The organism is Terriglobia bacterium (assembly GCA_020072815.1).
In the GTDB taxonomy this organism is placed as follows: Bacteria; Acidobacteriota; Terriglobia; order Terriglobales; family Acidobacteriaceae; genus Angelobacter.
In genome coordinates, this window is record JAIQGE010000007.1 from 83,540 (window position 1) to 110,530 (window position 26,991).

The following is a 26,991-nucleotide window of genomic DNA, read 5'->3' on the forward strand; positions in this document are numbered from 1 at the left end:
GGGAGGCCGAAGGCCGGGACCCCGATTGAAAAAGTTCTGGAGTCTTGCGCGCAGTTATCCGCGTTGAGCGGACAGTTGGCAGCGCTGCGGGAGTTTGTGGCGGAAACCGCGCGCAAGACCTTTGCCGTCAACGTGGCTGGAGTTGTGGTCCGCGATGGCGCCGGCTACAAGCTGGCCGCCGTGTCACCCGCGATGAAAGAAGGAAGCAGAACGACAGCGCTGCTGGCCCACGCCACGTCGTTCGCCAAGCAAGCCATGGAGCAAAAGCGGATGTTGGGCTTCCGCTTTTCCTATCGCGATTCCGAAGGCCAAAAAATCTACCACGGCATGGGGCTGCCGTTGCTTACCTCGCAAACCTCGTCCGCCTTGCTGGTGGTGAGACGAGAGGTTTTTGCGCCCTCGGAGATATCTGCCTTCCAGGTGCTGGGCAACATGGCGCGCCTGGCCCTGGACAGCGCCGAATTGTCGCGCGTGAGCGCCGCGCAGCAGAACGAACTCAACCAGTTGCTGGAGATTTCCGCTGAGTTGGGCAGCGCGGGACGCCTAAGTCCGTTTCTCAACAAGTTTGTGGTGCGCGCCGCGGAATTCATGGGCTTTGAGCGCGCCTTCGTCGCCTTGATCGAAGCCGGCGGGTGCCGTCTGCGCTGGGGATCGAGCAACGGCGCCGCGCAAAAGCTCGATCTCGAATTTACCGCCGCCGGTCGCCGCGTGCTGGAAACCAGGGAACCTTGCCTCTCCGACGACGTAAGCCAGTTGCCCGTACCGGAAAAAAACCAACTGCTCAAGTGGCACGGCAAAGCCCAGCAATACCTGGGCGTACCTCTCGTCTCCGGCGACGGCCAGCCTTTCGGCGTGCTGGGTTTTCTGGACAAGGGCCTGGCGGAAAAAGACAAGAAAGAACACGCGGCCATCACCCAGCCTGCTATCACGCAAGAAGACTTGCGGCGGGCGCGCGCCCTGGCCGGCGAAGTTGCCATGGCGCTGGAAGCGGGACACAACCTTCAGGTTGCCGACCATCACAAGAAGCGCGCGGAAGACCTGATGGAGATGGCCTTGGACTTGGGCTCGGCGTTGCGCCTGCCGGACTTCGTCAAGAACTTTACCGAGCGCGTGGCCGCCATGATCGGCGCCAAGAACGCGGTGCTGGCCCTGGCCGAACGCAACAAGGTTGAGAGCGTCTGCTTTTATGGCGACAAGCCGGAGCGCGACCTCTTGCGCCGGCTGAACGGCGCCTTGTCGGCATTTGCCGAGAGCAATCCTGAAATGAAGATTACCGGCAGCGGGGTGCAGGCCCTGGGCGCTGAATTGGCGGAAAGTCTGGGCTGGCACAGCCTAACGCTGGTCCGCCTGGAAGGCACCGAGTCGGACTTGCTCGGCATCCTCGCGCTGGCCGATATCAGCCGTGAGCTGTTGCCCAACGACCTGAACCTGCTGCAGGCGCTGATCGTGCATGCGTCGGTGGCGCTGGAGAATTCGCGGCTGTTTACCCGCATTACCCAGTCCAGCCGGCAATGGGCGGAAATTTTTGATTCCATTTCCGACTTCATCGTGGTGCATGACGAGCAGCACCAGGTGCTGAAGGTCAACCGCTCGCTGGCGGAGTTTATCGGCGTGCGTCCGGCCGAGCTGATTGGCCTGAACATGCACGCGCTCACCGCCATCACCTCTGATTCGCCGCACCCGTGTCCGTTCTGCCGCGAGCAAGGCGACTCGGACGAATACCTGCATCCCGTGCTGGAGCGCAGCTATCTGGTCTCCACCTCGCGCATCCACGCGGCGCTGGATGAAGGTTTGCAGACCGTCCATGTGCTCAAAGACATCACCGACCGCCGCGAGGCCGAGCGCCGCTATCGCGAATTGTTTGACAACGTGCAGGAAGGCGTCTTCTTCGCTTCACCGGAAGGTCATTTCATCGAAGTAAATGACGCGCTGGTGCGCATGCTGGGCTACGAAAGCCGCGATGAGCTGCTTCGTCTGGACCTGACCAACCAGGTTTATCTTTCCGCCGAACAGCGGGAAGAGATCCTTCGCCAGCTGAATGAAAACGGCGCGGTGCGTAATTTTGAGGTCACGCTGTGCCGCCGCGACGGCTCCATCATCCACGCGCTGGAGAATGCCTTCGTGGTGCGCGACGGCCAGGGCAAGACTTTGCAGTATCGCGGCGTGTTCCTGGACATCACCGAAGTGAAGAACTTCCAGGCGCAGTTGCAGCGCGAGCGCGATTTCACCGGCAAAATCCTCAACAATACCCAGACCATGATCATGGTCGCCGACACCGCGGGGCTGGTCAGCTACGCCAACCGGCGGTGCGCGGAGTCTGGCAGCTTTGATCAAAGTGAACTGGTCGGGCACCGCCTGGACCGTTTTGTCGCGCCGCAGCACAAGCCGATGTTCGCGGAAGGCTTTGAATCCGCGCTGCACGGCATGCAGGTGGACAACCTGGAAGTGATGATCGTGCGCGGCAACGGCTCGCAGGGAAAGTTCTCCATCAATCTGAGCCCCATGCGCGACGAAAGCGGCGACGTGACCAGCGTGGTCGCATTGATGACCGATATCACCGACGCGTCCATGATCCAGGCCAAGCTCATGCACACCGAGAAAATGGCGGCCGTCGGACAGCTTGTCTCCGGCGTGGCCCATGAAGTGAACAATCCCCTCACCGCCATCATGGGCTTCTCTGACTTGCTCATGGAAAACCCTGAAGTCCCGGGCAGCGCGCGCAAAGACCTTCAGGTCATCCTGGAAGAGGCGCAGCGCACCAAGGAAATTGTGCAGAACCTGCTGAGCTTCGCCCGGCAACGCCCGCCGCAGCGGCAGCGCCTGCAGATCAATGAGATTCTGCGCAAGACCATCGCCCTGCGCGCTTACGATTTTTCCAACCACGGCGTGCAGATTATCGAGAAGTTTAATGAGCGCCTGCCGGAGCTGATCGGCGATTCGCACCAGTTGCAGCAGGTTTTCCTGAACATCCTGAATAACGCCTATGACGCGGTCCGCGCCACCGGACGCCCCGGCGTGATTGAAATTGAAACTTTGCACGATGGCGGCTGGCTGGAAATCTTGTTCCATGACAACGGTGAAGGCATCCGCCATCCCGAGCGCATTTTCGACCCCTTCTTTACCACCAAGGAAGTGGGCCAGGGGACAGGCCTGGGATTGAGCATTTGTTACGGAATCGTGCGCGAGCACGAAGGCGAGATCCTTTGCGCCAACAATCAAGATATGCCGGGGGCCACCTTCAGTGTGCGGTTGCCCGTCCGGACCAAGGCTGATTTGAAACTGATGACGGTGGCCGGAGCCAGGCAGTAGTTGCGAAAGCGGGGCCAGAAAGCGTGAGTAAGCAAGAGTGAACCAAGCAAGTTCGAACAAGAATGCGACTGCGGAATTGTTACCCCTGTTGGTGATTGAGGACGAACGCTCGGTGATGGACTTTGTCCGCATGGCGCTGGAACGCAACGGCTATGTCTGCGCCACGGCCAATTCCGCGGCCGAGGGCCTGCGCCTGCTGGAGACGCAGCATTTCAGCGGCATCATCTCAGACATGCGTACTCCGGGCGGGGCCAGCGGGGCGGACGTGCATGCCTGGATCGTGGCCCACCGGCCGGAGTTGAGCAACCGAATGCTGTTCATCACCGGCGACACGGTCAATGAAGACACCATGAAGGCGCTGGTCAGCACCGGCGTGCCGTACATTGAGAAACCGTTCCGCGTCCAGGAACTGATGGGGACAGTGGAAAAGATTTTTGGAAAGGCAAATTCCAGCTGTGAATGACGATTTGCGCGTCCGCTTCCTGATTGTTGACGATCACCAGAGTATCCGGCGGCTCTGCGTGACCGTGGGCGCGTCTCTGGGGTTTGATTGCAAGGAAGCCGAAAGCGCGGAAGCCGCCATGGGCTTTCTGGAAACCTACGCGCCGGACATCGTGTTGGCTGACCTGATGATGCCCAACATGAGCGGCCTGGAGTTCCTGCCGCGCGTAAAGCAGCTCCTGCCGCGCAGCGAGATCGCCATCATGACCGGCCACGCTTCCATTGAAACCGCGGTGCAGGCCATGCGCCTGGGCGCGTATGACTACATCACCAAGCCTTTCCGCATTGAAGAGCTCAAATTGCTGCTGCAGCGCATGGAAGAGAAGGTCAAGCTGGTGGCGGAAAACCAGTTCCTGCGCGACCGCGTGAACGCGGAAATGGAACTCACCGGAATCGTTGGCTCTTCGTCCAAGATCCAGGACGTTTTTCGCATGGTGGCCCGCCTGAAAGATACGCGCACGCCGGTGCTGATCGCCGGGGAAAGCGGGACCGGCAAAGAACTGGTAGCGCGCGCCGTGCATTATCGCGGATCGTTTGCCAAGCGGCCGTTTGTCGCCGTGGATTGCGGGGCCCTGGTGCCTACGCTGATCGAGAGCGAGCTGTTCGGCTACGAGAAAGGCGCGTTCACCGGGGCCAACAAGTCCAAGGAAGGCTTGTTCCAGACCGCCAGCAACGGCACCATCTTTCTGGATGAAATCGGCGAGCTTTCCATGGAGCTGCAGGCCAAGCTCTTGCGCGTGCTGCAGGAAAAAGAAGTCCGGCCGGTGGGCAGCAACCAGAAAGTCAAAGTGGACGTGCGCGTGATCGCCGCGACCAACCGTGACCTGGAGCAAGCCTACAAAGAAGGCAAGTTCCGCAAAGACCTTTACTTCCGCCTGAACGTGGTCACACTGCATCTGCCGCCGCTGCGGGAGAGAAAGTCGGACATTCCGGCGCTGGTGCATTATTTCCTGGACAAGTTTGCCCCGGGCAAGATCATCACCATCTCGCCGGACGCCAACAAGTGCATGCTGCAGTACGATTGGCCGGGAAACGTGCGCGAGCTGGAAAACTGCATTGAGCGCGCGGTGGCCCTGGGCAGCCAGGACACCATTGGCGTGGAAGATTTGCCGCCGGCACTGCGGGCGCGCGAGCCGCATCGCGCCGCGGAACCTGAAACCTTCGCGGGAGACTCCGATCGTCCGGCTTCGGACAACGACAGCGACCTGGAAGAACTGGAACGGGCTACCATCCAGCGGGTCTTCGAGCAGGTGCACGGCGACAAAGCGCTGGCCAGAAAGATGCTCGGGATCAGCCGTGCAACTCTGTATCGCAAACTCAAGCGCTACAACATTGCTATGGGAAAACGTACCGCCGCGGCGTCATAGCCCGCGCCGTTACTTATCTGGGCTTGACCGCGTGCTCTGCTTTGCTGGGGTCGGCCACGGGGACCTCACACGTCCCGCCAATGCGGTAGCGATTGCGGGCCAGAATCGGATAAAGCTTGCGCAACGCCCAGGGCAGCGGAGGGATGCTCAGGAGCAGTCCCACGGGAAACATGAGCGGCATGCGCAGAAAGATCTGGCGGAAAGCGTCGGCGCCAGTGTAGGTCTTGCCGTTGGGAAAGACCAGGTGCATGGTCTGTTCGCACTCTTCTAGATTCAAGTGGGGGAAGATTCTCAGCAGGTCGTCGGCCTGATAGGGCGTGGCGTCAAACTTCTTGAGCGTGTCCAGGCGATACAGCCACTTGAGATTGCCTGCACAGATTCCGCAGGCGCCGTCATAGATCACCACCGGCTTGTCAGGACTGGCATTCATGGACATCTTCTATTTCTAGGTTAGCAGACCCGGGAACCGACGCGCACGCTCTCGTCGTCGGCCAGGGAGCGGCCAATTGTGGGCCGGAAAGTGAGATTCTTGTTTCATCTTGAGACAAAGTGGGCGGTCGCCGCCTCTGGAAAACCTCCTTTGATGCGCAGAATCAACGAGTTACTCATCAGGGGAGTTTGGCCGGGGTCGTGCATTTAAGTGTTTCAGCTAAGCTCGCCCCCAGCGAGCCAGGGGTTCGCAAGAGGGGAACACAGGTGGGGACGCAATCTGGCAAATACAATTTTGATACTCTTCCAGCCGGCAGTGCGCGCGTGCGGCGGGATGAAGTGACCTGGACCAACTAAAGGTGACAACTTTAACTTTGAGTGCGGGTGAAATCACGGAATTCTGGCGCATATCCCGGCGCCTGCACGCCATCTATGCGGAGCTGGACCAGATGTTTGAGCTGGGCCAGCCGTCGTGTCCTGAGCTGGACAGCCGCGTGGACAGCTCTGACCCGGAAACCATGGAGCGCGTGCAACAGTGGTTTGAAACCATGGACGCGCACGTCCAAGTGTGGCAACTGCGCCAGTTGCTGCAAAGCACCAGCTTGCAGAATGAAGAAAACCTGCGCTACCTCATCAAGCGCCACCTGGACCGCAAAGAGAAAACGGAATCGGACAAAGAGAAGATTGATTTTCTGCTGGTGCAGTACTTCGCCCACTGCGCGCCGCATGGCATCAACGAACAACTGCTGAGCCTGGACGAAGTGGCCGAGGTGCTGGAGCCGGCCCTGGGAGCCACTCCGGAGGCATACCCCGATTGGGCGCCCGGCCTGGACGACAAACTGCAGAAGCTGAACGAGTGCAATTGCCTGGAAGACCTGCAAAACTCCGGCGGCCTGCTGGAAGTCCGCGAACTGAAGCTTGCGGTGGGCGACAAGTATTTTGATCCCGGCCACCTGGTGGCGTTCACCCGCTTCAACTTCCGCGCCCGGCGCGCGTTTTTCAAGGCCATGCATCTGGACCTGCACGCCATCCGCGGCGCGGTGAACGAACTGGAGAGGATGGGATACACCACGCTGGACTGCCGCGAGGCCGGCTTGACCGAGAGTGAATCCCTGGACCAGGTGCGTCACGTGGTGCACCAGTGGAAGACACCGTTTCGCGCCCCGTATTCCGGGGGCTCATCGTTTTTGCAATTGATCCTGCTGCGCCATGCGTTGCGCCTCAAGCTGCAGGAAGCCCATGCGCGCCATAGCGGTCAGGGCGGAGAAATGCTGGAAGGCAGTGAAGATCCGGCGCAGCTGATGCCGCTGGTCGCCGTGCCGGTGGACACCGCGCACGCCGCAGCTGGAACAACGGCCAACCCCGAAACGCCGGCGATAGCGGAAATGGCCGTCGGTCCGGCTGGAGATGGCTCTTTCGAATCCGCCGATGTGCGCGAAATTGATCTTGATCAGGCGCCCATTGAGCCGGTCCACGTACCTGCTGAGGTGATTTCGGCTGCGCCTGCAGAAGTGGGTCCCGAAGTCGTGAGTCTTGAAGCCGCGCTTCCTGCAGAGTCGGTGGCACTCGAATCGCCCGCGCCACCACCGCCACCGCCGCCTCCTCCACCGCCGCCGCCAACCGTGGAGAAGGCTAACGTCGCAGGGGACGCGCCGGTAGCCATCGTGCAAGATCCGGCGCCTGCGCAGCAAGAAACACCCAAGACCTCCGAGGCTGACAAATCTGGCGACGTGGTCGTCTCGGAACAAAACCCTGAAGAAAATGACGATCTGCAGCGCTGCGTCGCAGACATCACGGCGCAGTTGGTTTCTGTGCCGCCCAAGCATGCGCCCACCGTTTCCGCCATTACCCTGGGTGGATGCAAGCTGTTGATTGCCACCTGGGAAGCGGAGGCATTCATCTTCGGCACCGACGATCTATCGAACGCGCTGAAACGGACCGTGGCGGCCCGCACCATCCTGCATGTGTGCCTGGAGCGGCACCGAAAAGGCGAGCCGACTGACCTGACGGCGGCGCTGGAGATCGCGCAACGCCAGGCCGACAAGATGCAAGCCAGCGTGGCCGAAGCCAAAGAGCTCAAGAATATTGATGCGGCGGTAAACCTGGCGGCCACCAGCAAGCGCCTGCTGGCGCTGATTGAGGAAAGCCACAAAATCGCTGGCTAACCGACTTTGCCGGCAGTCGTGCACGGTGCGAAATCGTGCCCCACAAAGATCATGGATGAGAAATAGTCTCACAGTGAGACGAGCCGGCCGTCTCAGGTTGGCTTTGCGGGCTCCTAAGGTTCAAGCCTGAACCAAGTTAAGTCTAAGATGTGCTTAAGTTTACCTCAGTTGCGCCGATACCGGGCCACACCCGCGGCGTGGCTGCGCAATTGCTGTATTCCTTACCGGATAACTTTGGGCTGAGGTCTGTCTGCAAGTGAGCAAGATTCTGATCGTTGATGATTCGCCGGCTGAGGTCAAACTGATGCAGTCGGTACTGGACCGCGCGGGGTACGTGTCCGTGGCGGTGCATGATCCCCTGCGGCTGGAACAGATGATTGACAGCGAGCGTCCCAGCTTGATCCTGATGGACGTGGTCATGCCCCAGCGCAATGGCTTCCAGGCCTGCCGCGAACTGAAGGGCAAAGCCGAATACGCGCGCATTCCGGTGGTGATGGTGAGTTCCAAAAAGAACGAAAGCGACAAGTTCTGGGCCAAAGAGCAGGGCGCGGACGGCTACGTGACCAAGCCGTACACCGCTGACGAACTGCTGGTGGCGATTCGAAAGTTTATTGGCGCGGTCAAGGTGTAACAGGCTAGACCATGGAAGAACAACAACTCCAACCCGAACCGGTCCCCGTGGAATTACCTGCGGAGCCGCTTGATTTGACTGAGCCCAACCTGATTCCGCTGGAAGACGCCGCAGCGGCGCCGGTGGAAGGCGCGCAGGAAGGTGACGCCGGGCAGGTTTACGTGGAGCCCGAGCCCGAGCCTAGCCAGTATTGCATCTTCCGCGCGGGGCGCGAGCGATTCTGTTTTTCCGTACTGGACGTGGAAGAAGTCGTGGAATGGCCGCGGCTGGCGCGGATCCCCCTGGCTCCCAGTTTTTTGATGGGGATTTTCAACCTGCGCGGCTCGATTGTCCCGGTGGTGGACATTGCGTTTACAGAAGGGCGCCGCCCGGACCTGACGCCCAAGCACGTGGTGGTGGCCAGCTTAAAGGCGGAAGGCGACCGCGACGTGGTGCGCATTGGGATTGCCGCCGACGAAGTCATCGGCACCTGCAGCACGACGGAGCCGCTTTCGCTGGACGATGCGCCGCTCGAGGTCCCGCACTGCTGCGGCATGCTGCGCCATGACGATCGCCTGGCCCTGGCCCTGGATTTGAAGAAGTTGACGGAGACGTTTCCCGTCCCGGTGATTTGAGGATTTGGTAAAGCCGCGCAGCCGATTGGCGCGCTGAGCGGCTTGCGACAAGTGCTGCGTGGTAGTTAAGTTTTTGAAAGCTCTGTGGCGGTTTGGAGCGGAGCGACAGGAGTGATAGTTATGAAAGGCCGTTTGAATGTAACCCTGTGGCGGTTGATCGTGGTGGACGTGGTCGCGCTGTTTGCCGTCCTCTTGCTGGCGTATGACGCCGGGCAGATCGCGCATGTCTCGATCGCCAACCTGGGCAGCTTGCCAGCCGCCGCCGGATACCGTCTCCTGTTCGCCTTCTTCATTTGCCTGGCCGCGGGCACCTTCACGCTGTTCACCATTGACAACCGCGTGCTCACGCCGATGAAGAACATTTCCGAATTCGCCGAGCGCTTCTCCCAGGGCGATTTGCGCGCCCGCGCCGCGGTGGAGACCCCGGACGATTTCGGCCTGCTGGCGGAACAGCTCAATCGCGCCGCCGAGAATTCTTCCCGCGCCATGTACAACCAGGAAGCGCAGGAGGCCCTGCAGAAGAGCGTCACCGAGTTCCTGACCATCGTCAGCCAGATCGCCCGCGGCGACCTCACGCTGCGCGGGCACGTCACCACCGACGCGCTGGGCAACGTGGTGGACTCGGTCAACTACATGCTCGATAACTTCTGCAAAGTGCTGGAGCGCGTGCGCAAAGCCGCTATTGACGTGCAGTCCAGCGCTAACGAGATCCTGATCGCGTCGGAAGAGATGTCCTCCGGCGCGGTGCAGCAGGACCAGGAAATTACCAATACGTCGTCCGCCGTGGAACAGCTCACGGTGTCCATGAAGCAGGTGTCCAACAACGCCGAAGCCAGCGCGGAAGCCGCGCGGCGCGCCCTGGACGCCGCCGAACAAGGCAACCGCTCGGTGCGCGACACCTTGGAAGGCATGCAGCGCATCCGTTCATCGGTGCAGGCCACGGCCAAACGCATCAAGGCGCTGGGCGACCGCTCGCTGGAAATTTCTGAAATCGTCAACGTGATCAATGACATTACCGAACAGACCAACCTGCTGGCGCTGAACGCCGCTATTGAGGCCGCGCGCGCCGGTGAAGCCGGCCGCGGGTTCGCCGTGGTCGCCGACGAAGTCCGCAAGCTGGCGGAACACTCCCGCAGCGCGACGAAGGACATTGCCGCGTTGATCAAGGCCATCCAGGCGGAAACCAATGACGCCGTGGTGGTCATGGAAGAAGGGACCAAGGAAGTGGAAATCGGCGCCAAGCTGGCCGACCAGGCCGGACGCGCGCTGGACGCCATCTCCACCGTGGTGCGCCAGTCGGCCGAACTGGTGCAGGAAATCTCGCTGGCTTCCAAGCAGCAGGTGCGCGGCACGGAAGGTGTGGCCAACGCCATGCAGATCATCTCCAATATTACGCGGCAGACATCGCAGGGCGCGCGCCAGACATCGCGCACCGTGGAGCAGTTGGTGCACATGTCAGAGCAGCTGAATGAAGCGTTGTCGCAATTCCGCGTCGTCGGCGGTGGAGCGCCACCCAGCCATGACAGCCGTCCGGAACTGGTGGGAGCGACCACGCGGCGCTAACGAAGCCGCAAAAGCAAGGGATTAGAGGCAGACACTAAGTGGCAACTGCGAGCGAACACGAACTGAGCGAGATTCGCGGCCTGATTGAGGCGCGGTCCGGGATTCTTTTTGACAACTCCCGCGAACGCTTCTTCACCACGCGCGTGAACGAGCACCTGGCGGAGCGCAAGGTGGCCCACGGCAGTGACCTGCTGCGCCTGATTACCAGTTCCAACGTGGAATACGATTCGCTGTTGCAGCGCCTGCTCACGCAGGAGACGTCCTTCTTCCGCTATCCCGCGATTTACGAGGCGCTGGAAAAGAAGGTGCTGCCGGAACTGCACATGCGCAAGTTCTGGGAAAGCCCGCGCTCGCTGCGCATATGGAGCGCCGGGTGCGCCACGGGCGAAGAGGCTTACTCCATCGCCATGACCGTGGCTGACGCGCTGGAGTTCGCCGACACCTGGAACATCCACATCCTGGCCACGGACATCAGCCGCCAGGCGCTGGAGCACGCCGAGCACGGCATCTATGACCAGCGTGAAGTGGAGCCGGTGGCGCCGCGCCATCGCGAACAGAGTTTTTCCCGTTCCGGCGACCACTACGTCATCAAGCCGCGCATCCGCAACCTGGTGACGTTTGCGCCCATGAACCTGGCGCAGGTGGCATACATGGGCAAATTCGACTGCATTTTCTGCATGAACGTTTTGATCTATTTTTCCGCGGAGCTGCAGTCGCAGCTGGTGCAGCGGTTCTTTGATTACCTGGAGCCCGGCGGTTATCTGTTTCTAGGGCACGCCGAGTCGGTGAGCCGGGCGGACGTGAAGTTTGAATCGCACGTGTTCCGCGATTCACGGATTTACCAGAAGCCGGCCGCGTTGCGGCGGCCTGCGGTGTTGCAGGAGAGGGCTTGAACGAGAACGGCGCAGAATTCGTAGAAATATTCCTGGGGGAGGCGTCTGAGCGACTGCAGTTCCTGCGGGAGTACTCCGGCATTCTTCAGGACGCTTACCCGCCCGCGCAGGAGGTGGAGCGCTTGTACATTGCCGCGCACACTCTCTCCGGGACGTCTGCCTCGTATGGATTCCCGTTGTTCTCAGAGATTGCGGGCAAACTGGCCCACATTTTTCAGTACGCGATGAACGCCACCATCGCCGCCGATGCCGCGGCCCCGCTGCTGGAATTCATTGCGGAAGCGGTCTCCTTGCTGGAATCTGATCTCATCATGATCAGCGCCAACGCGGGGGAATCCGACGAAGACATCGCAGCGTTCAAGCAACGCTACCCGTTTGCGTTCCCGGCGCCGGTCGAGCCCGCGGAAACCTCTGCGGAGCGTGCAGAAGCCGAAGACATTGAGCAGCCCGTTGAGCGGAGCGCCCCCGAAGAAACCATCGAGCTTCGCGGCGAAGAATTTCCTGTGGCTCACGTCCAGGAATTTGAACACGACGCTTTGTTGGCTGACGCTGTGCCGCCTGACGAAGCTCCGTCCGACGTTGCGCCGGCAGACGTCCTGCCGTCCGAAGCCATGCCGTCTGACGTGATGCCCGAGGACGACCAGGTCCCGGCGGAGATTCTGGAGTTCTTTGTTCCCGAAGCGGAAGAGCATCTGCAAGTGGTCACCGACTGCCTGCTTTCGCTGGAGACCAATCCGGGCGAAGAGCAGATCCATCGCCTGCTGCGGGCCATGCACACGGTGAAAGGCTCGTCGGCGCAGGTGGGGCTGCACCGGATTTCGCACGTCGCGCACCGCGCGGAAGATTTGATCGGCCGTTTGCGCGATGGCGCGCTGCGTCCCAGCGCGGAGATCGTGGACATCTGCCTGGAAGCGGTTGACGTCCTCAAGAAGTTTCTTTACCACCAGTGGTCTGACGATGCCCACATGCAGGCCGCGGTGCAGCCGCTGTTCGCGCGCATTGACCGTTTGGTGGCTGCTCCTGCGCCGGTGGCAGCCGCGCCTGCCGAAGAAGAAGTTTTGCCGCTGCATGAGCTGACTCCGGAAGAGGAACAGCTGCTGGCCGAATACGCTGAAGCGCGGGCGATTGCCGCGGAAGCTCCCAAGTCAGAGTTTGAGGCCCTGGACGACGCGCGCAAAGCTCTCAAGGCCATTCCGCATTCGCGCTCCGTGCGCGTGGCCCTGGAGCGCCTGGACCGCATGATGAACGCGGTGGGCGAGCTGGTCATCAACCGCACCCGCATGATCGGACGCCTGGCCGAACTGGAACGCCTGGCCGACGTGCTCAACCTGTCCAAGACGCGCATGAATGACAAGGTTGCGGAATTCCAGGACAAATACGAATTCAGCCGCATCCACTCCGCCGGGTTCCGCACCGGCCCCGGCAACATCGCGGGCTTTGGCGGCGGGTACACCGGGTTCTCCTATCCGTCTGATCCGGCGGACTTCAGCGAACTGGAGATGGACCGCTACGATGACTTCAGCATCCTGTCCCGCTCGTTGACGGAAATCTCCGCCGACATCTCAGAAGTCCTGACGCAGATGGGCGGGTTTGTGCGGCGTGTGGACGGCGACATTGACGAGTTCACCAAGCTGGCGCACCGCCTGCAAGACGAAATCACGCAAGCGCGCATGGTGCCCATTGGCAACCTGTACACGCGGCTCTCGCGCACGGTACGCGACGCGTCCAAGGCCGTGGGCAAGAAAATTGAGCTGGTGCTGGAAGGCGCCGAGACCGAGCTGGACAACAACATCATCCAGCAGATTTCCGACCCGCTGATTCACCTGGTGCGCAACGCCGTGGCCCACGGCATTGAGCGCGACGAGGAACGCTACGAGTCCGGCAAGAGCGACGTAGGCACGGTCACCGTGCGCGCCTATCACCGCGGCAACCACATTTTTGTGGAAGTGGAAGACGACGGCCGTGGCATTGACTACGAGAAGGTCCGCAGCCTGGCGGTGGAACGCGGCATGGTCTATCCAGAAAGCGCGGCCGCGCTCACCGAACCCGAGCTGCTGGAGATGCTGTTCCAGCCGGGCTTCTCCACGTCGCCACACAAGACGGAACTCGCAGGACGAGGCGTGGGCCTGGACGTGGTCCGCTCCAACATCGCGCAGCTCAACGGCGAAATTGACGTCGATTCCGAAAAGGGCCAGGGCACGCGCTTCACGCTGAAAGTTCCGCTCACCCTGATTATTTCCCAGGCGCTGTTTGTGCGTTGCGGCGAAACCATGTTCGCCGTGCCGCTGGCGTTTGTGGAAGAAGTCCGCCGCGTGAAGGCCAGCGACATTGAAGAAGATGAAGGCAAGCTGACCACCGTGGTCCGCGATGTGCAAATGGAAGTTGTCCGCGTAGACGTCACCCTGGGGCTGGAGCCGGTGCAGCCGGTCAACGGCTACTTCCGCATGGTGATCGTCAACGCCAGCAGCCGCCAGGTCGGGCTGATCGTGGAAGACGTGGTCCGCAAAGATGAAATCGTGATCAAGAGCCTGGGCGAGTACCTGCGCAAGGTGAAGATGTATCCGGGCGCCACCATCGCGCCGGACGGCAGCCTCATCCTGCTGCTGGACGTGAACCGCCTGGTGGCGGGCGAGGCCCTGGAACACGTGGAGACCATTGCCGCCGCGCGCAGCGCCGCCATGGCCACTCCGAACGTCACGCGCATCTTCGCTCCGGGCGCGGAAGCCGTGGCCCACGGCGCCATCCCGCAGGAAGCCATTGATCCTGTGGTGGAAGAAAAAGTTGTGGTGTTGGCTGATGATTCCATCAGCGTGCGCAAGTTTGTGGGACGAATGCTGGAAAAAGCCGGCTATCGCGTGAAGCTGGCGTCCGACGGCATGGAGGCGCTGGAGATTGTCGCGCACACGCGTTGCGACCTGGTGGTCACCGACCTGGAGATGCCGCGCACCAACGGCTATGAGTTGCTGGCGCACTTGCGCCAGGACCCCGCGACGCGCGACATTCCGGTGATGGTGGTGACGTCGCGCGCGGGCGCCAAACATCGCGAGCGCGCCATGAAAGAAGGCGCCGCCGCCTTCCTCACCAAGCCGGTGCAGGAAGACCATTTTATTGCCGCCGTGGGCCGGCTGATTGGCGCGGGCAGCAGCACGCCGGCGGCCGCCGTGGCAGCAGAACGATAGAGAAGCAGCAAGTATGCAAGTGGGCAAGAAAATTCGGGTGCTGGTGGTGGACGATTCGGCGTTCATGCGCAAAGTGCTGCAAGGCATCATCGCCTCTGATCCCCAACTGGAAGTGTGCGGTGAAGCGCGCGACGGGCGCGAGGCGGTGAGCCAGGTGGAAGCCCTCAAGCCGGACGTGATCAGCATGGACATCAACATGCCCCACATGGACGGCCTGGAAGCCACCAAGTTGATCATGGGCAGCAACCCGCATCCAATTCTGGTGGTCAGCTCGGAATCGCGCGACGGCGCTGAGGTCACGCTCAAGTCGCTGCAATTGGGCGCGATTGATTTTGTGGCCAAGCCTTCCGGCGGAATTGATCTGGACATGAGTTCGGTGCGCGAAGAGCTGTGCCGCAAACTCAAAATGGCCGCCAAGGTGCGCGTGGTGCGCAACGCCACCGGCCGGGCGCCGGACCCGTCGGCATCGGCACGCAATGCTCATCACGACGACCGTTCACCTGCTCCGTCGCGCGCCGGCAAATTTCCCATCGTGGTGATGGCATCGTCCACCGGCGGTCCGGCCACGCTGATGCAGTTTGTTCCTTACTTCCCCAAAGATTTTCCCGGCGCCGTGATCGTGATACAGCACATGCCCGGCAACTTTACCTCGCAGTTCAGCAAGCAATTGGGAGAAGTTTCCCAGATCAAGGTGAAGGAAGCGGAGTCGGGAGAGATCATTGTCCCGTACCACCTTTATGTTTGTCCGGGTTCGCACCACTTGCGGGTTTCGCCCACGGGCCGGGTCGTATTGGACGATGGCGCGCGCATCGGAGGCTATCGTCCCTGCGCGGACGTGGCGCTGGAAACTGCGGCGGTTTACGCGGGACACATGACCATCGGCGTGGTCCTCACCGGCATGGGCAATGACGGCGCCCGCGGCGTGCAGGCAGTAAAGGCCGCCGGGGGCCACGTGATTGCGCAGGATGAATCCACCGCGGTGATCTTCGGCATGCCACAGGAAGCCATCAAGACCGGAGCTGTGGACCAGGTGCTGCCCATCGAAACCATCTATCAGGGAATCGAAAAACGCGTGCAATATGTTTTCGGCGCGGCCAAAGTGGGGGCCCTGTGATCCCTTCCACGGCTTCCGTCTCCGGCAAGATCCTGCTGATTGATGCCAACGTGTTTGTTGCACGGCGCATTGCCGATGCTCTGCGGCTGGAAGGTTTTGAGGTGGTGCACAGCACGCAGGCGGGATTCGCGCTCACCATGCTGGAATACGACACGCCGGCTGCCATTTTGTGTTCCACCAACCTGCGCGAAATCAACGCCCACGAACTGCCGCCGCTGGTGCACGCCGATCCTAAGAACGCGCACATTCCGGTGATTGCTTTGGGTGAGGGCGGTGACCAGAGCCTGATGGAAGCGTTCCGCTCCGGTTGCGCCGACTACGTGGACAAGCGGCTGGGACCGGACCTGATCGCTGCGCAGATCAAGACATTTTTGCGCAGCACTACCGAAGGCTTCCAGCCGGTGCAGATGCTGGGTTCGTCGGATACGGCACTGAGCGGCAGCCTGTCTCACATGGACCTGCCCGGCGTCCTGCAGATGCTTCTGCATTCGCGGCATACCGGCGCGCTGTATATCAACTCGGAATTACTGGACGGAATCGTGTTTTTTGAAAATGGAACGGTCACCCACGCCGAAAGCGGCGACCTGGTGGGCGACCAGGCGGTGGTACACATTGTGAAAACCTGCAACGGACTAGAGACCGGGTCGTACAAATTCCTGCCCGGCGAAAGCGCGGCCACCCGCACCGTGCTGCGCAACGCCACCGAGCTGTTGCTGGAGGCCCTGCGGGAAGTGGATGAAGCCACACAGGAACATTTTGAGGGAGGTTTTTGATGCAACCGGCTCCCACAATCTATTTTATTGATGACAGCGCCACCATGCGCGAGGTCATTAAGATCGCCTTCCGGCGGGAAAACATGAACGTGGTGACCTGCCATGACGCCGGCGTGGCTCTGGAAGAGATCGCCAGGACCAAGCCGGACGTGGTGATCACGGACGTGATCATGCCGGGCAAGGACGGCTATGACGTTTGCCTGAGCATCAAGAGCGATCCTGAGCTGGGAAAGACGCCGGTGATCCTGATGTCCGGCGTGGTCAACCGGGCGGTGGCGGAAAAAGCATTCGCGGTCAAGGCCGATGAGCTTTTGCGCAAGCCGTTCCAGCCGCAAGATTTGATCGCGCGCGTCAAGAACCTTCTCAACCTGGGCGCGCCTGCGCCTTCCAAGCCCGTGCCGGCGGTCGCGGCGGCGGCGTTGAGCAGCATTTTCTCCGGCCCAACACCCGTGGCAGCGCGACCCATGGCTGCGGCGCCGCGTCCTGTGCCGGTATCTCCGGCGGCAGTCGCGGCCGTCGCCATGCAACCGGCCGTGACCAGCCAGCCCGCGCAAACTCTGGCGGTGACCGCGGCGTTCCCGTTCATCGCTCCGCATCCCAATCCGAGTGCGGCGCCAACGGCAGCGCCCGCTGCGCGTCCGGCGAATCCCAGCGACACCACCAAGCTCAGAGTGGAAATTATGCGGCTGGAAGGCCTGGTGAAAAAGCTTCAGTCCGAACTGCAGGCGGAGCGCGACTACTGCCGGGCACTGGAAGAGCACATCAAGATCCTGCAAGACGGGAACTCATAGCGTCGCGCCGCCCGCCTTCTCGTCTTCGTGATAATCAGGCGGTTTCCCGCAGAATTTTGTCCTCCGCGGACCTCGCAGACTCCGCTACATTTGTTCCACAGCGCAACATGCACGCCGCAACAACGGAGGAACCATGCCGCTGACCTGGATTGACTGGGTGGTGATTGCCGGCTACCTGCTGATCAACTTGCTGATTGGCATGTACTATCGCCGCCGTTCCGGTGGAAACACGGAAGAGTTCTTCGTCTCCGGACGCAACGTTTCCTGGTGGCTGGCGGGGACCTCCATGGTGGCCACCACGTTTGCCGCGGACACGCCGCTGTTCGTCAGCGGAGTGATCGCCACCCAGGGCATCGCCGGCAACTGGCTGTGGTGGAGCGCGTGCCTCAGCGGCATGCTGACAGTATTTTTCTTCGCCCGCTACTGGCGGCGCGCGGAAGTACTCACCGACGTTGAGCTGACCGAACTTCGCTACAGCGGCAAGCCCGCGGCCTTCCTGCGCGGATTCAAGGCCGTGTATCTGGGCCTGGTCATGAACTGCCTGATCCTGGGTTGGGTGACCAACGCCATGGTCAGCATCATCAGCGTGCTGCTGGGACCCATGATGCCCGAAGGCAAGATCGTGGAACTCTCCGTGGGCGGGCACGCGTTGTTGCACTACACGCTGGGACCGCCGGAGCATTCCGCCCTGCTGATCTGCATCTTTGTTCTGATTCCGTTTACCGGGATTTATACCTCCATCGGCGGACTGTGGGGCGTGCTGGTCACGGACCTTTTTCAGTTTGCGTTGAAGATGGGCATGGTCATCGTGCTGGCGTGGGCGGCGGTGGTGAAGATCGGCGGCATGCACGCGCTGCGCGTGCAGTTGCAGGTGGTGGGCCAAGCGATGCGGCAAAATGGCGCGCAAACTTCTGACCCGCTGGCTTTCTTCCCCGACTTCCGCCAGGGCTGGACGTCCGGCGCCCTGTGGACGCTGCCCGTCCTCACGTTTCTGATGTACCTGGGCGTGCAGTGGTGGTCGGCGTGGTATCCGGGAGCGGAGCCGGGCGGCGGCGGCTACGTGGCGCAACGCATGTTCTGCGCGCGCGACGAAAAAAATTCCCTGGGCGCAACGCTGTGGTTCAACATCGCGCACTACGCGCTGCGTCCCTGGCCGTGGATCGTCACCGGCCTGGTGGCCCTGGCGGTTTACTCGCCCCACGGAGGACTGCATCCCAGCGCGGCTTTTGAGCAAAGCCCGCAGCAGGGCTACGTGATGGTGCTGCGCGACTACCTGCCTCCGGCGCTGCGCGGTGTAATGATCGCCGCGTTTCTGGCGGCGTTCATGTCCACGCTGGGTACGCAGTTGAACTGGGGCGTCTCTTACCTGGTGAATGACTTGTACCGGCGCTTCATCGCGCGCGAAAAGAGCGAGGGCCACTATGTGGCCATGGGCCGGACGTTCACCATTTTGATGGTGCTGATCAGCGGATACATCGCCGGGCAGCTTGGTTCGGTGGGCGAAGGCTGGAAAATTGTGCTGAGCTTGGGCATCGGCACCGGAGCGGTTTACATCCTGCGCTGGTACTGGTGGCGCATCAATGCCTGGAGCGAGATTGTCGCCATGATTGTGGCGGCCATGGTCACGCTGTTGCTGGACAATCTTTACCTGCGGCACTTGCTGGGGTTGGGCGACGTTCCGTTCTCCGGCAACGAGCCGGTAGTTTTCGCCAAGAAAGCGCTGCTGACCGCCGGATGCACCACGGTGGCGTGGATCATCGCCACGTTTCTCACGCCGGCGGAGCCCGACGAAAAGCTTTTGCAGTTCTACCGGCGCGTGCACCCCACCGTGCACGGCTGGCGGCGCATTGCCGCCATGGCCCCGGAGCTCACCGAGGTGCGCGACGTCACTGCCAACGCCTTTGACTGGTTGATGGGCTGCCTGATGGTGTACTGCACGCTGTTCGGCATCGGCAAGCTGGTGTTTGGCGAATGGCTCGTTGGGCTGTTGCTGCTGGCGGTCGCCGGGACTGCGGGGTACCTGATCTTCTGGGACCTCTCGCGGCGGGGATGGCAATCGCTTTCCGGCACGCAGGACGCGGCCAAGAAGTAGCGCTTCATTGGCGGTTCTTGTGGCTGGCGATTACTTCTTGGACTTTACCAGGGCCGCCCGCGCAACGTCCAATTCTTTGCGGCGCGACGGGTCCACCTTGGGGAATTCCAGGTCGAGCGACGCCAGGGTTTCAATGATCGCCGCGCTGACCGCTGCGTGCATGAACCGCTTGTGGTCGGCGGGGACCACGTACCAGGGCGCTTCCGGCGTGGCCGTGTTCTGGATCATCTCTTCGTAGGCGTGCATGTAGTCGCGCCAGCGGTCGCGCTCGTGGACGTCGCCCGCGGAAAACTTCCAGTTCTTCTCCGGTTCATCCAGCCGGGCGAGAAAGCGCTTCTTCTGTTCCTCCAGCGATATGTTGAGGAAAAACTTGCGCACTACCATGCCGTTGCGCGCCAGGTAGCTCTCCATGTTGCGGATGTCCTCAAAGCGCTCTTTCCATATCTTCTTGCCCACCAAGTGCGCAGGCAGGTGCTGCTTGGCCAGGAAGTCCGGGTGCACGCGCACCACCAGCACTTCTTCGTAATACGAACGGTTGAAGATGCCGATGCGCCCGCGTTCAGGCAGGCACTTATTGGTGCGCCACAGGAAGTCGTGGTCCAGTTCTTCGGTGGAAGGCTGTTTGAAGCTGTACACCTGGCAGGCCTGCGGGTTCACGCCGGACATCACGTGCTTGATCACGCCGTCTTTGCCCGCGGCGTCCATGGCCTGAAAGATCAGCAGGACGGCCCATTCATCCTGGGCGTAAAGCTTTTCCTGCAGCTCCTGCATCATAGCGATGTCGTGCCGGAGAAGCTCATCGGCTTTTTCTTTGGAAAACAAGTCCCGCGTGTCCGCCGGATCAAAATCTTTCAGGCGAAATGATTTTCCGTGGTCCACGCGGTAGGCGTTGGCCAGCTTCAAGGTTTTCTTGCTGATCTTCATGAATAGAAGTTTTACCGCAAAGCACGCGACCGACGCAAAGCCGAAGCAGGCTTACCGCAAAGGACGCAAAGGGCGCGAAGGGGAGAGGAGAATGCTAGAATCCAGCGTTCGAATTTCGCGACATGCGTTGGCGGTGGACGAACCGAGTTTGCGGTAGGTAATGAGCCCATGATTCCGCCCACAGTTCCTGACAATTTGAAAGCTCCCGATGGAGAAGAGCTGGTGCTCAAGGTGAGCGCCACCGGCTACCAGATCTACGTTTGCCAGGCAGGCGCGGACGGCAAACCGGCCTGGACACTGAAGATGCCCCTGGCGGAGCTGTGCGACGAGAAGGGCTCGGTGATCGGCAGCCACTACGGAGGTCCAACGTGGAAGCTTCGGGACGGCAGCGAGGTTACGGGGAAGTTGTTGGCAAAGGCCGACGCGCCGGACGCTAGCGCGATCCCGTGGTTGCTTGTTGCCGTGGCAAGCAATTCGGGGAAGGGAGCGTTGGGCAAGGCCACGACTATTCAGCGGGTGAATACTACGGGCGGATTGGCGCCCGCGAGTTGCGGCGGGTCCGATCTCGGCAAAGAAACCAAGAGCGCGTATACGGCTGATTATTATTTTTATGCGCCGGGGAAGTAGCGGCCCTTACGCCACACCCGCCGGCGCCTGAGTTCGCTGCGGCAGCATCTCGCCGATGCGTTTGATCTGCGCGCCCACGGCGGACAATTTTTCTTCAATGCGTTCGTAGCCGCGGTCAATGTGGTAGACGCGGTCCAGGATGGTTTCGCCCTGGGCCACCAGCGCGGCGATCACCAATGACGCGGAAGCCCGCAGGTCAGAACACTGGACAGCCGCTCCGCTCAGCGGCGTTCCGCCACGCACCACGGCGCGCCGGCCTTCCACGCGGATATTGGCGCCCATGCGCACCAGTTCCTGGGCGTGCATGAAACGGTTCTCGAAAATGTTTTCGGTGATTACGGAACTGCCTTCGGCCTGCGTGGCCAGCGTCATGTACTGGGCCTGCATGTCCGTGGGGAAGCCCGGGTATTCCTCGGTATTCACGTCGGCGGCCCGGAGCTTGTGGCCGTTGGTGACGCGGACGGAATCTTTGCCGGGTGAGAGCTTCAGGCCACACTCTTCCAGCTTGTGAAGCAGCGCGCCCAGGTGCCGGGGATCGCAGTTGGCGACGGTGAGGTCGCCGCCGGTGAGGGCCGCGGCAATGATGAAGGTGGCAGCCTCAATGCGGTCAGGAATGATGCGGTGCCGCGCTCCGCGCAGCTTGCTGACGCCGTGAATGCGAATCGTGGACGTGCCCGCGCCTTCCACGCGCGCGCCCATTTTGTTGAGCAGGGCAGCCAGGTCAGAGACTTCAGGCTCACGGGCGCAGTTTTCCATCACGGTTTCGCCTTCCGCCAGGGCCGCGGCCATCATCAGGTCTTCAGTCCCGGTGACGGTGATCTTGTCAAAAATAATGTGCCCGCCATGCAGGCGTTCGGCGGCAGCTTCAATGTAGCCGTGCTCCTGCATGATGGTGGCGCCAAGTTTTTCCAGGCCTTTGATGTGAAGATCAATGGGCCGGGCTCCGATGGCGCAGCCGCCAGGCAGGGAGACGCGGGCGCGTCCGGTGCGGGCCACGAGCGGTCCCAGGACCAGCGTGGAAGCGCGCATGGTTTTGACCAGGTCGTACGCGGCTTCCGGGTTCGACAAGTTGCGGCAGCAGATGGAAGTGCGATGCGGGTCGCCGCCGTAGGCCAGCTGAACTTCTGCCCCCATGGTCTCCAGCAGTCTGCGCTCGGTCTGAATGTCGCGCACGTCCGGGACATTTTCCAGGATGACGGTTTCATCGGTGAGGATGGCGGCGGCCATGGCGGGAAGGGCAGCGTTCTTGGCGCCGCTGACGCGGATGGTCCCCACCAGGGGGTTGCCGCCGCGAATGACAAATCTGTCCATAAGGTTATCGTCCAGAGACGCGAATATGCTTTCGTCCAGCAGTTCCGCCCGCATGCTCATGGGCGGCTTCCTGAATCCGGTAAGAGAACCCGGAAGATTGCCGGCCCCCGGAATTGGCGCGGACCGGAGCGCTCGCCGTTTTGGAATCGTCTTCATTCTAAAATACCCGATTCTAAATTACCCGGATGTTTGATTCAGGTTGTCCACGATTGCCCTGCGGACATTGCCTTTCGCGCGCTTGAGTTCCTTCCCGGCTTCCGCGCGACGCAAGCCGGTCTTGAGCGAGATGAGGGCAATCGCCACCTGGTTGCCTGCCGACTTCAAGGCCCGGGCGGCGGTTTTTCGGTCCACCCCGGCGGCTTGCTCCAGGATGGAGAGTCCACGTTCCACCAGTTTCTTGTTCCTGGTCTGAACGTTGACCATGAAGTTCCCGTAAACATAGCCCAGTCTCGCCATGGCTCCGGTAGATAGCATGTTGAGTACCATCTTCTGTGCAGAACCGGCCTTCATGCGGGTGGAGCCGGCCAGCGCTTCCGGGCCGACGTCGGCGACAATCTCGATCTCCGCCGCCCGGCCCAGCTCGGAACCAGGATTGCAAACCACGGCCACGGTCTTGGAGCCTTGCTTGCGGGCGTACTCAATGGCCCCAACCGTGTACGGCGTGCGACCGCTAGCAGCCACGCCCACCACCACGTCTTTACGATTGGGTTTGCGCTTGGAAATAGCCCGCCGCCCAGCGGCGCGGGAATCCTCGTTGAGTTCGGTGGCGCGGGTCAAGGCCTTCTCACCGCCGGCGATCACGTACTGCACGGTCTTGGGATCAGTATTAAAGGTTGGAGGACACTCGCAGGCGTCGCCCGCGGCGATTCGCCCGCTGCTGCCGGCGCCCACGTAAATCAAGCGTCCGCCCATGCGGATGGTTTCCACAATGGCGTCAATGGCGAGCGCGATCTGCGGCAGAGACTTCTCCACGGCAGCCGCTACTTTGCGGTCTTCCAGGTTGATGATGGTAGCGATCTCCAGAGCTGATTTGGTGTCCAGCTCCGCCGAAGCCCGGTTGGGTTGCTCGGTCCCCAGATGCTTGGTCACTTGATCGCCTCGATCACCGCGTCATGGAACGCCGGACGGATTTGCTTGATGGACTGCGCTTCGCGGTCCGGCCAAGTACGGTTGGTTAGCAGAGTAACAGACAGATGGCGCTCCGGATCGAGCCATAAGGACGTGCCCGTATAGCCCAGATGGCCGTACGATCGCGGAGAAAAAAGACTGCCGGATTGTGACGGAAGTGATGGCGTGTCCCACCCCAGCGCACGCGAGGTTCCAGCCGGAATTTCCTCGTGGCGTGTAAAAAGTTCCACAGTGTGGGGCTGCAGCAACGGTGCGCCACCGCGGAGCATGCATTCGGCAAAAATGGCTACATCTTCAGCCGTGGAGAAACAGCCCGCGTGCCCGGCCACGCCGCCCATGGCCCAGGCGTTCTCGTCGTTCACTTCGCCCTGGACGACTTCATGGCGGAAAGTCACGTCATCTTGCGTCGGTGGAATGAGAGGTTTCAGGTTGGCGGCGGGCTTGAAAGTCATGGTCGCCATGCCGAGCGGATTGAAGATCTGTTCTTTACAGAACTTATCAAGAGATTGGCCGATGAGGCGTTCCAAGGCTTCGCCCAGCAGGATGAAGCCGACATCGCTATATTCAGCCCGGCTGCCGGGATCGGCGGACAAGGGAATCTGGAAGGCCTGTTCGAAGATGTCATTCTTGCTGGTTGCGCCTTCAAACATGCGGGCGTAAGCGGGCAAGCCGGAGGAGTGCGCCAGCAGCATGCGGAAGGTGACCTGCGCGCGGCGAGCGTCGTAGCCGGCGAATTCCGGCAGGACCTCCGCTACCGGCTGCTCCAAACGGAACTTGCCTTGCTCATAAAGAACCATGCAGGCGGCGGTGGTCGCCACCACTTTGGTGACGGACGCTAGATCGTAGATGGTGGCGGGCGTCACCGCAGGCGAGCCGGTGTCGTACGTGAAAGTCCCAAAGCCTTGCAGGGCGACAAGCTTGCCCTGGTGGGCGATGGCCACGGCGGCTCCGGGAAAAGCATGATGTTCGATTCCGATGGCGACTACGCCGAAAGCATGGGCAAACCTTTCGTCCTGTCCGGCGAAGGCGTGAGGTAGCAGGCTGTTCGTAACTTGGTCCAGAGGCTTCCTTAAGTTGCTTTTGTTCTGGGTTTATAACACACTCAGATTAGAGATGAGATTACTACGCCAGGTAACCCTGTTCATCAGCATTCTTGTGCTCGCGCTGACATCGGTGGCGTCCGCGGCTCCGGCTGCTGGTCGCAAGAAGCCAAAAGCCAAGTCTAAGCCCAAGCCGCTGGTCCTGAAAGAAATGGGCAACTTCACCGCCGTGGACGCCCTGGTGCAGGAGCAGGTGAACAACGAAGCCATCACCGGCGCCGTGCTGGTGGTGGGGCATAACGGCAACATCGTCCACCAGAAGGCGTTCGGACATCGCGCGGTCTCACCCAAGCGCGAGCCCATGATGCTGGACACGGTGTTTGATCTGGCGTCGCTGACTAAAGTGGTGGCCACCACCCCGTGCGTGATGCGTCTGCTGCAATACGGGCAGATACGGCTGGAAGAGCCGTTCTCGCGCCACATTCCCGAGTTCGGCGCGAACGGCAAAGAGAACGTCACCATCCGCCAGATGCTCACGCACTATTCGGGACTGCGGCCTGATCTGGATTTGAACCCGCCGTGGGAAGGCCAGGAAACGGCGTTCCGCCTGGCGCATGAAGAAAAGTTGCAGGCCCCGCCGGGAGCGCAGTTCGTTTACAGCGACATCAATTTCCTGGAGCTGGGCGAACTGGTGCAGCAGGCCTCCGGACTTTCATTGGACAAATACGCTGAAGTGCACATTTTCCAGCCGATGGGGATGACGCATACCATGTTTCGCCCGCCGGCTTCGATCAAAAGCAAGATTGCCGAGACGCTCTCCGTGGACAACAAGCGGATCCTGCGCGGGCTGGTGCAGGACCCCACAGCCGAACGCATGGGCGGAGTGGCCGGACACGCCGGCTTGTTTTCGACGGCCGGCGATCTTGCAATCTACGCGCAGGCGCTGATAGATCGCCGGGGGATTCTGGCGCCGGACGTCATAGAGAAGATGATTACGCCGCAGACTCCGCCCAACGCGGTGGAAGTCCGCGGGCTGGGTTGGGACATTGACACGCCTTTTTCCACCAACCGCGGCGCGCTGCTGCCGGTGGGATCCTTCGGCCACACGGGATTTACCGGGACCAGCATGTGGATTGATCCTTACTCCAACACCTACATCATTCTGCTGACCAATTCGGTGCACCCGCGGCTGGCGTCCGGCCCGGTGGTGCAGTTGCGGTCGCACGTGGCGACGGCGGTAGCGGCCACGCTGGATTTGAACGTGACTTCGCCGACGCGAGAGCCGTCACTGGGCATCACCGGGTATAACGAACTGGCGGCGGCATCGCGCCACCTGAGCACGCGCAACGGGCACGTGCTGACGGGGATTGACGTGCTGGAGAAAGACAACTTCGCGGCTTTAAGAAGCGACCCCGCCAAAGGCGACAAGACGGAGATGACCATCGGCGTGCTGACCAATCAGACCGGGTTGGACGCGCAAGGCAATCGCACCATTGACGTGCTGGCCGCGGCGCCGGGTATCAAGCTGGCGGCCATCTTCAGCCCCGAACACGGCATCTTCGGCAACGTGGACACCATGAAAGTTGAGAACCCCACGGACGCCGTCACCGGAATACAGGTGCACACACTTTACGGGAGTTCTGAAGCCAAGCGCCGGCCGCCGGTGGAAGAGTTGAAGAAGCTGGACGCCGTGGTGTTTGACATTCAGGATGCGGGCGTGCGTTTTTACACCTATCCCGCGACTCTTGGCTACCTGCTGGAAGCCGCAGCAGCGGCGAATACCGAAGTGATTGTGCTGGACCGGCCCGATCCTATCACCGGTTCCATTGTGCAGGGGCCCATGTCGCGCGACGACCACTTGAGCTTTACCAACTATCGCCCCATACCCATACGCCACGGCATGACGATTGGCGAGCTGGCGCAGTTCTACAACGAGGAATACAAAATCGGCGCCCGCCTGCGCGTCATTCCCATGCAGGGCTGGCTGCGGGGCGACTGGTTTGACGCCACGGGAATCGTGTGGACGAACCCCTCGCCCAACTTGCGATCGGTGAATGAAGCGGCGTTGTATCCCGGCGTGGCGGTGATTGAGAGCACCAACGTCTCCGTCGGACGCGGCACCGACACGCCGTTTGAAGTGATGGGCGCGCCCTGGGTGAAGCCCCGCGTGCTGGCGGAAGCGCTTAACGCGCGGATGATCCCCGGCGTGCGTTTTGTTCCGGTGACTTTCACGCCGGCGTCCGGGCCTTATGCCGGGCAGCCGTGCGGCGGCGTCAACATTATTATTACCGATCGCAGCGTGCTCGACGCGCCGGAGATGGGCATTGAGCTGGCGGCAGCCCTCAAAAAACTCTTCCCTGACGACTGGAAGATGGAGCGGCTGATCAACATCGTCGCCAACCAGGATATCGTTGATGCCGTGGCCCGTGGCGACGACCCACGGGCCATCGCCCAAAGCTGGCAGGATGAGTTGCAGAAGTTTAGAGAGTTGAGGGCCAAGTACTTGCTGTACAAGTAGAGCAAATCCACCACGGAGACAC

20 protein-coding genes are annotated in these 26,991 nt (G+C 61.3%); 15 read left to right on the plus strand and 5 right to left on the minus strand.

Annotation, left to right across the window (positions count from 1 at the left end):
- Positions 1-75: 75 nt before the first annotated feature.
- The 3 genes from LAO20_10720 (at position 76) to LAO20_10730 (ending at position 5,177) form a co-directional block, all read left to right on the plus strand.
- Complete coding sequence (locus LAO20_10720; GenBank protein ID MBZ5531894.1) at positions 76-3,309, plus strand: PAS domain S-box protein; 3,234 nt, start codon at positions 76-78, stop codon at positions 3,307-3,309.
- Between the two features lie 76 nt (positions 3,310-3,385).
- Entirely contained in the window at positions 3,386-3,772 is a 387-nt protein-coding gene (locus LAO20_10725) for a response regulator (protein ID MBZ5531895.1), read from the plus strand.
- Positions 3,744-5,177, plus strand: coding sequence for a sigma-54 dependent transcriptional regulator (locus LAO20_10730; GenBank protein MBZ5531896.1), 1,434 nt, complete (start codon positions 3,744-3,746; stop codon positions 5,175-5,177). The genes LAO20_10725 and LAO20_10730 overlap by 29 nt, the downstream gene beginning before the upstream one ends.
- A 13-nt stretch (positions 5,178-5,190) precedes the next feature.
- Here the strand turns inward: LAO20_10730 and LAO20_10735 are convergent, their stop codons facing one another.
- Positions 5,191-5,607: a DUF393 domain-containing protein gene (locus LAO20_10735; GenBank protein ID MBZ5531897.1), complete on the minus strand. Its 417-nt coding sequence runs from the start codon at positions 5,605-5,607 to the stop codon at positions 5,191-5,193.
- Positions 5,608-5,980: 373 nt separating this feature from the next.
- Between LAO20_10735 and LAO20_10740 the strand changes: the two genes are divergently transcribed.
- The 10 genes from LAO20_10740 to LAO20_10785 all read left to right on the plus strand — a co-directional run bounded on the left by LAO20_10740 (position 5,981) and on the right by LAO20_10785 (position 19,421).
- Positions 5,981-7,771, plus strand: a complete 1,791-nt coding sequence (locus LAO20_10740) for a hypothetical protein (GenBank protein MBZ5531898.1) — start codon at positions 5,981-5,983, stop codon at positions 7,769-7,771.
- A gap of 256 nt (positions 7,772-8,027) precedes the next feature.
- Positions 8,028-8,402 (plus strand): response regulator, encoded by a 375-nt coding sequence (locus tag LAO20_10745; protein MBZ5531899.1) that lies wholly within the window; start codon positions 8,028-8,030, stop codon positions 8,400-8,402.
- 11 nt (positions 8,403-8,413) lie between these two features.
- Complete coding sequence (locus LAO20_10750) at positions 8,414-9,016, plus strand: chemotaxis protein CheW (protein ID MBZ5531900.1); 603 nt, start codon at positions 8,414-8,416, stop codon at positions 9,014-9,016.
- Between the two features lie 120 nt (positions 9,017-9,136).
- The gene (locus tag LAO20_10755) at positions 9,137-10,579 is read left to right on the plus strand and encodes a methyl-accepting chemotaxis protein (protein MBZ5531901.1); all 1,443 of its coding nucleotides are present in this window, start codon (positions 9,137-9,139) and stop codon (positions 10,577-10,579) included.
- Positions 10,580-10,617: 38 nt separating this feature from the next.
- Positions 10,618-11,472 (plus strand): protein-glutamate O-methyltransferase CheR, encoded by an 855-nt coding sequence (locus tag LAO20_10760; protein ID MBZ5531902.1) that lies wholly within the window; start codon positions 10,618-10,620, stop codon positions 11,470-11,472.
- Positions 11,469-14,651: a hybrid sensor histidine kinase/response regulator gene (locus tag LAO20_10765; protein ID MBZ5531903.1), complete on the plus strand. Its 3,183-nt coding sequence runs from the start codon at positions 11,469-11,471 to the stop codon at positions 14,649-14,651. Before LAO20_10760 ends, LAO20_10765 begins: the two co-directional genes overlap by 4 nt.
- A 19-nt stretch (positions 14,652-14,670) precedes the next feature.
- Positions 14,671-15,765 (plus strand): chemotaxis response regulator protein-glutamate methylesterase, encoded by a 1,095-nt coding sequence (locus tag LAO20_10770; GenBank protein MBZ5531904.1) that lies wholly within the window; start codon positions 14,671-14,673, stop codon positions 15,763-15,765.
- The gene (locus tag LAO20_10775) at positions 15,762-16,538 is read left to right on the plus strand and encodes a DUF4388 domain-containing protein (GenBank protein MBZ5531905.1); all 777 of its coding nucleotides are present in this window, start codon (positions 15,762-15,764) and stop codon (positions 16,536-16,538) included. The genes LAO20_10770 and LAO20_10775 overlap by 4 nt, the downstream gene beginning before the upstream one ends.
- Positions 16,538-17,329 (plus strand): response regulator, encoded by a 792-nt coding sequence (locus tag LAO20_10780; protein ID MBZ5531906.1) that lies wholly within the window; start codon positions 16,538-16,540, stop codon positions 17,327-17,329. Before LAO20_10775 ends, LAO20_10780 begins: the two co-directional genes overlap by 1 nt.
- A 133-nt stretch (positions 17,330-17,462) precedes the next feature.
- Positions 17,463-19,421, plus strand: coding sequence for a Na+:solute symporter (locus LAO20_10785; protein MBZ5531907.1), 1,959 nt, complete (start codon positions 17,463-17,465; stop codon positions 19,419-19,421).
- Between the two features lie 30 nt (positions 19,422-19,451).
- Here the strand turns inward: LAO20_10785 and LAO20_10790 are convergent, their stop codons facing one another.
- Positions 19,452-20,345, minus strand: a complete 894-nt coding sequence (locus LAO20_10790; GenBank protein ID MBZ5531908.1) for a polyphosphate kinase 2 family protein — start codon at positions 20,343-20,345, stop codon at positions 19,452-19,454.
- Between the two features lie 168 nt (positions 20,346-20,513).
- Between LAO20_10790 and LAO20_10795 the strand changes: the two genes are divergently transcribed.
- Positions 20,514-20,972 (plus strand): DUF3455 domain-containing protein, encoded by a 459-nt coding sequence (locus LAO20_10795; protein MBZ5531909.1) that lies wholly within the window; start codon positions 20,514-20,516, stop codon positions 20,970-20,972.
- Positions 20,973-20,978: 6 nt separating this feature from the next.
- Here the strand turns inward: LAO20_10795 and murA are convergent, their stop codons facing one another.
- From murA to LAO20_10810, 3 genes are all read right to left on the minus strand, one after another.
- Positions 20,979-22,283, minus strand: coding sequence for a UDP-N-acetylglucosamine 1-carboxyvinyltransferase (gene murA, locus LAO20_10800; protein MBZ5531910.1), 1,305 nt, complete (start codon positions 22,281-22,283; stop codon positions 20,979-20,981).
- 177 nt (positions 22,284-22,460) lie between these two features.
- Positions 22,461-23,372: an N-acetylmuramic acid 6-phosphate etherase gene (murQ, locus tag LAO20_10805; protein MBZ5531911.1), complete on the minus strand. Its 912-nt coding sequence runs from the start codon at positions 23,370-23,372 to the stop codon at positions 22,461-22,463.
- Positions 23,369-24,352, minus strand: coding sequence for a beta-lactamase family protein (locus LAO20_10810; GenBank protein ID MBZ5531912.1), 984 nt, complete (start codon positions 24,350-24,352; stop codon positions 23,369-23,371). The genes murQ and LAO20_10810 overlap by 4 nt, the downstream gene beginning before the upstream one ends.
- 172 nt (positions 24,353-24,524) lie before the next feature.
- On the opposite strand from LAO20_10810, the gene LAO20_10815 reads away from it, so the two are divergent.
- On the plus strand, positions 24,525-26,969 hold the full coding sequence (locus LAO20_10815) for a DUF1343 domain-containing protein (protein MBZ5531913.1): 2,445 nt from the start codon (positions 24,525-24,527) through the stop codon (positions 26,967-26,969).
- Positions 26,970-26,991: the final 22 nt, after the last annotated feature.

What these genes read in the sequence shown, in the direction of transcription:
- murA (MBZ5531910.1), bottom strand. Translation starts at nt 22,283, where the DNA reads ATGGACAGATTTGTCATTCGCGGCGGCAACCCCCTGGTGGGGACCATC.
- LAO20_10750 (MBZ5531900.1), top strand. Translation starts at nt 8,414, where the DNA reads ATGGAAGAACAACAACTCCAACCCGAACCGGTCCCCGTGGAATTACCT.
- LAO20_10815 (MBZ5531913.1), top strand. Translation starts at nt 24,525, where the DNA reads ATGAGATTACTACGCCAGGTAACCCTGTTCATCAGCATTCTTGTGCTC.
- LAO20_10735 (MBZ5531897.1), bottom strand. Translation starts at nt 5,607, where the DNA reads ATGAATGCCAGTCCTGACAAGCCGGTGGTGATCTATGACGGCGCCTGC.
- LAO20_10755 (MBZ5531901.1), top strand. Translation starts at nt 9,137, where the DNA reads ATGAAAGGCCGTTTGAATGTAACCCTGTGGCGGTTGATCGTGGTGGAC.
- LAO20_10785 (MBZ5531907.1), top strand. Translation starts at nt 17,463, where the DNA reads ATGCCGCTGACCTGGATTGACTGGGTGGTGATTGCCGGCTACCTGCTG.
- LAO20_10795 (MBZ5531909.1), top strand. Translation starts at nt 20,514, where the DNA reads ATGATTCCGCCCACAGTTCCTGACAATTTGAAAGCTCCCGATGGAGAA.
- LAO20_10790 (MBZ5531908.1), bottom strand. Translation starts at nt 20,345, where the DNA reads ATGAAGATCAGCAAGAAAACCTTGAAGCTGGCCAACGCCTACCGCGTG.
- LAO20_10780 (MBZ5531906.1), top strand. Translation starts at nt 16,538, where the DNA reads ATGCAACCGGCTCCCACAATCTATTTTATTGATGACAGCGCCACCATG.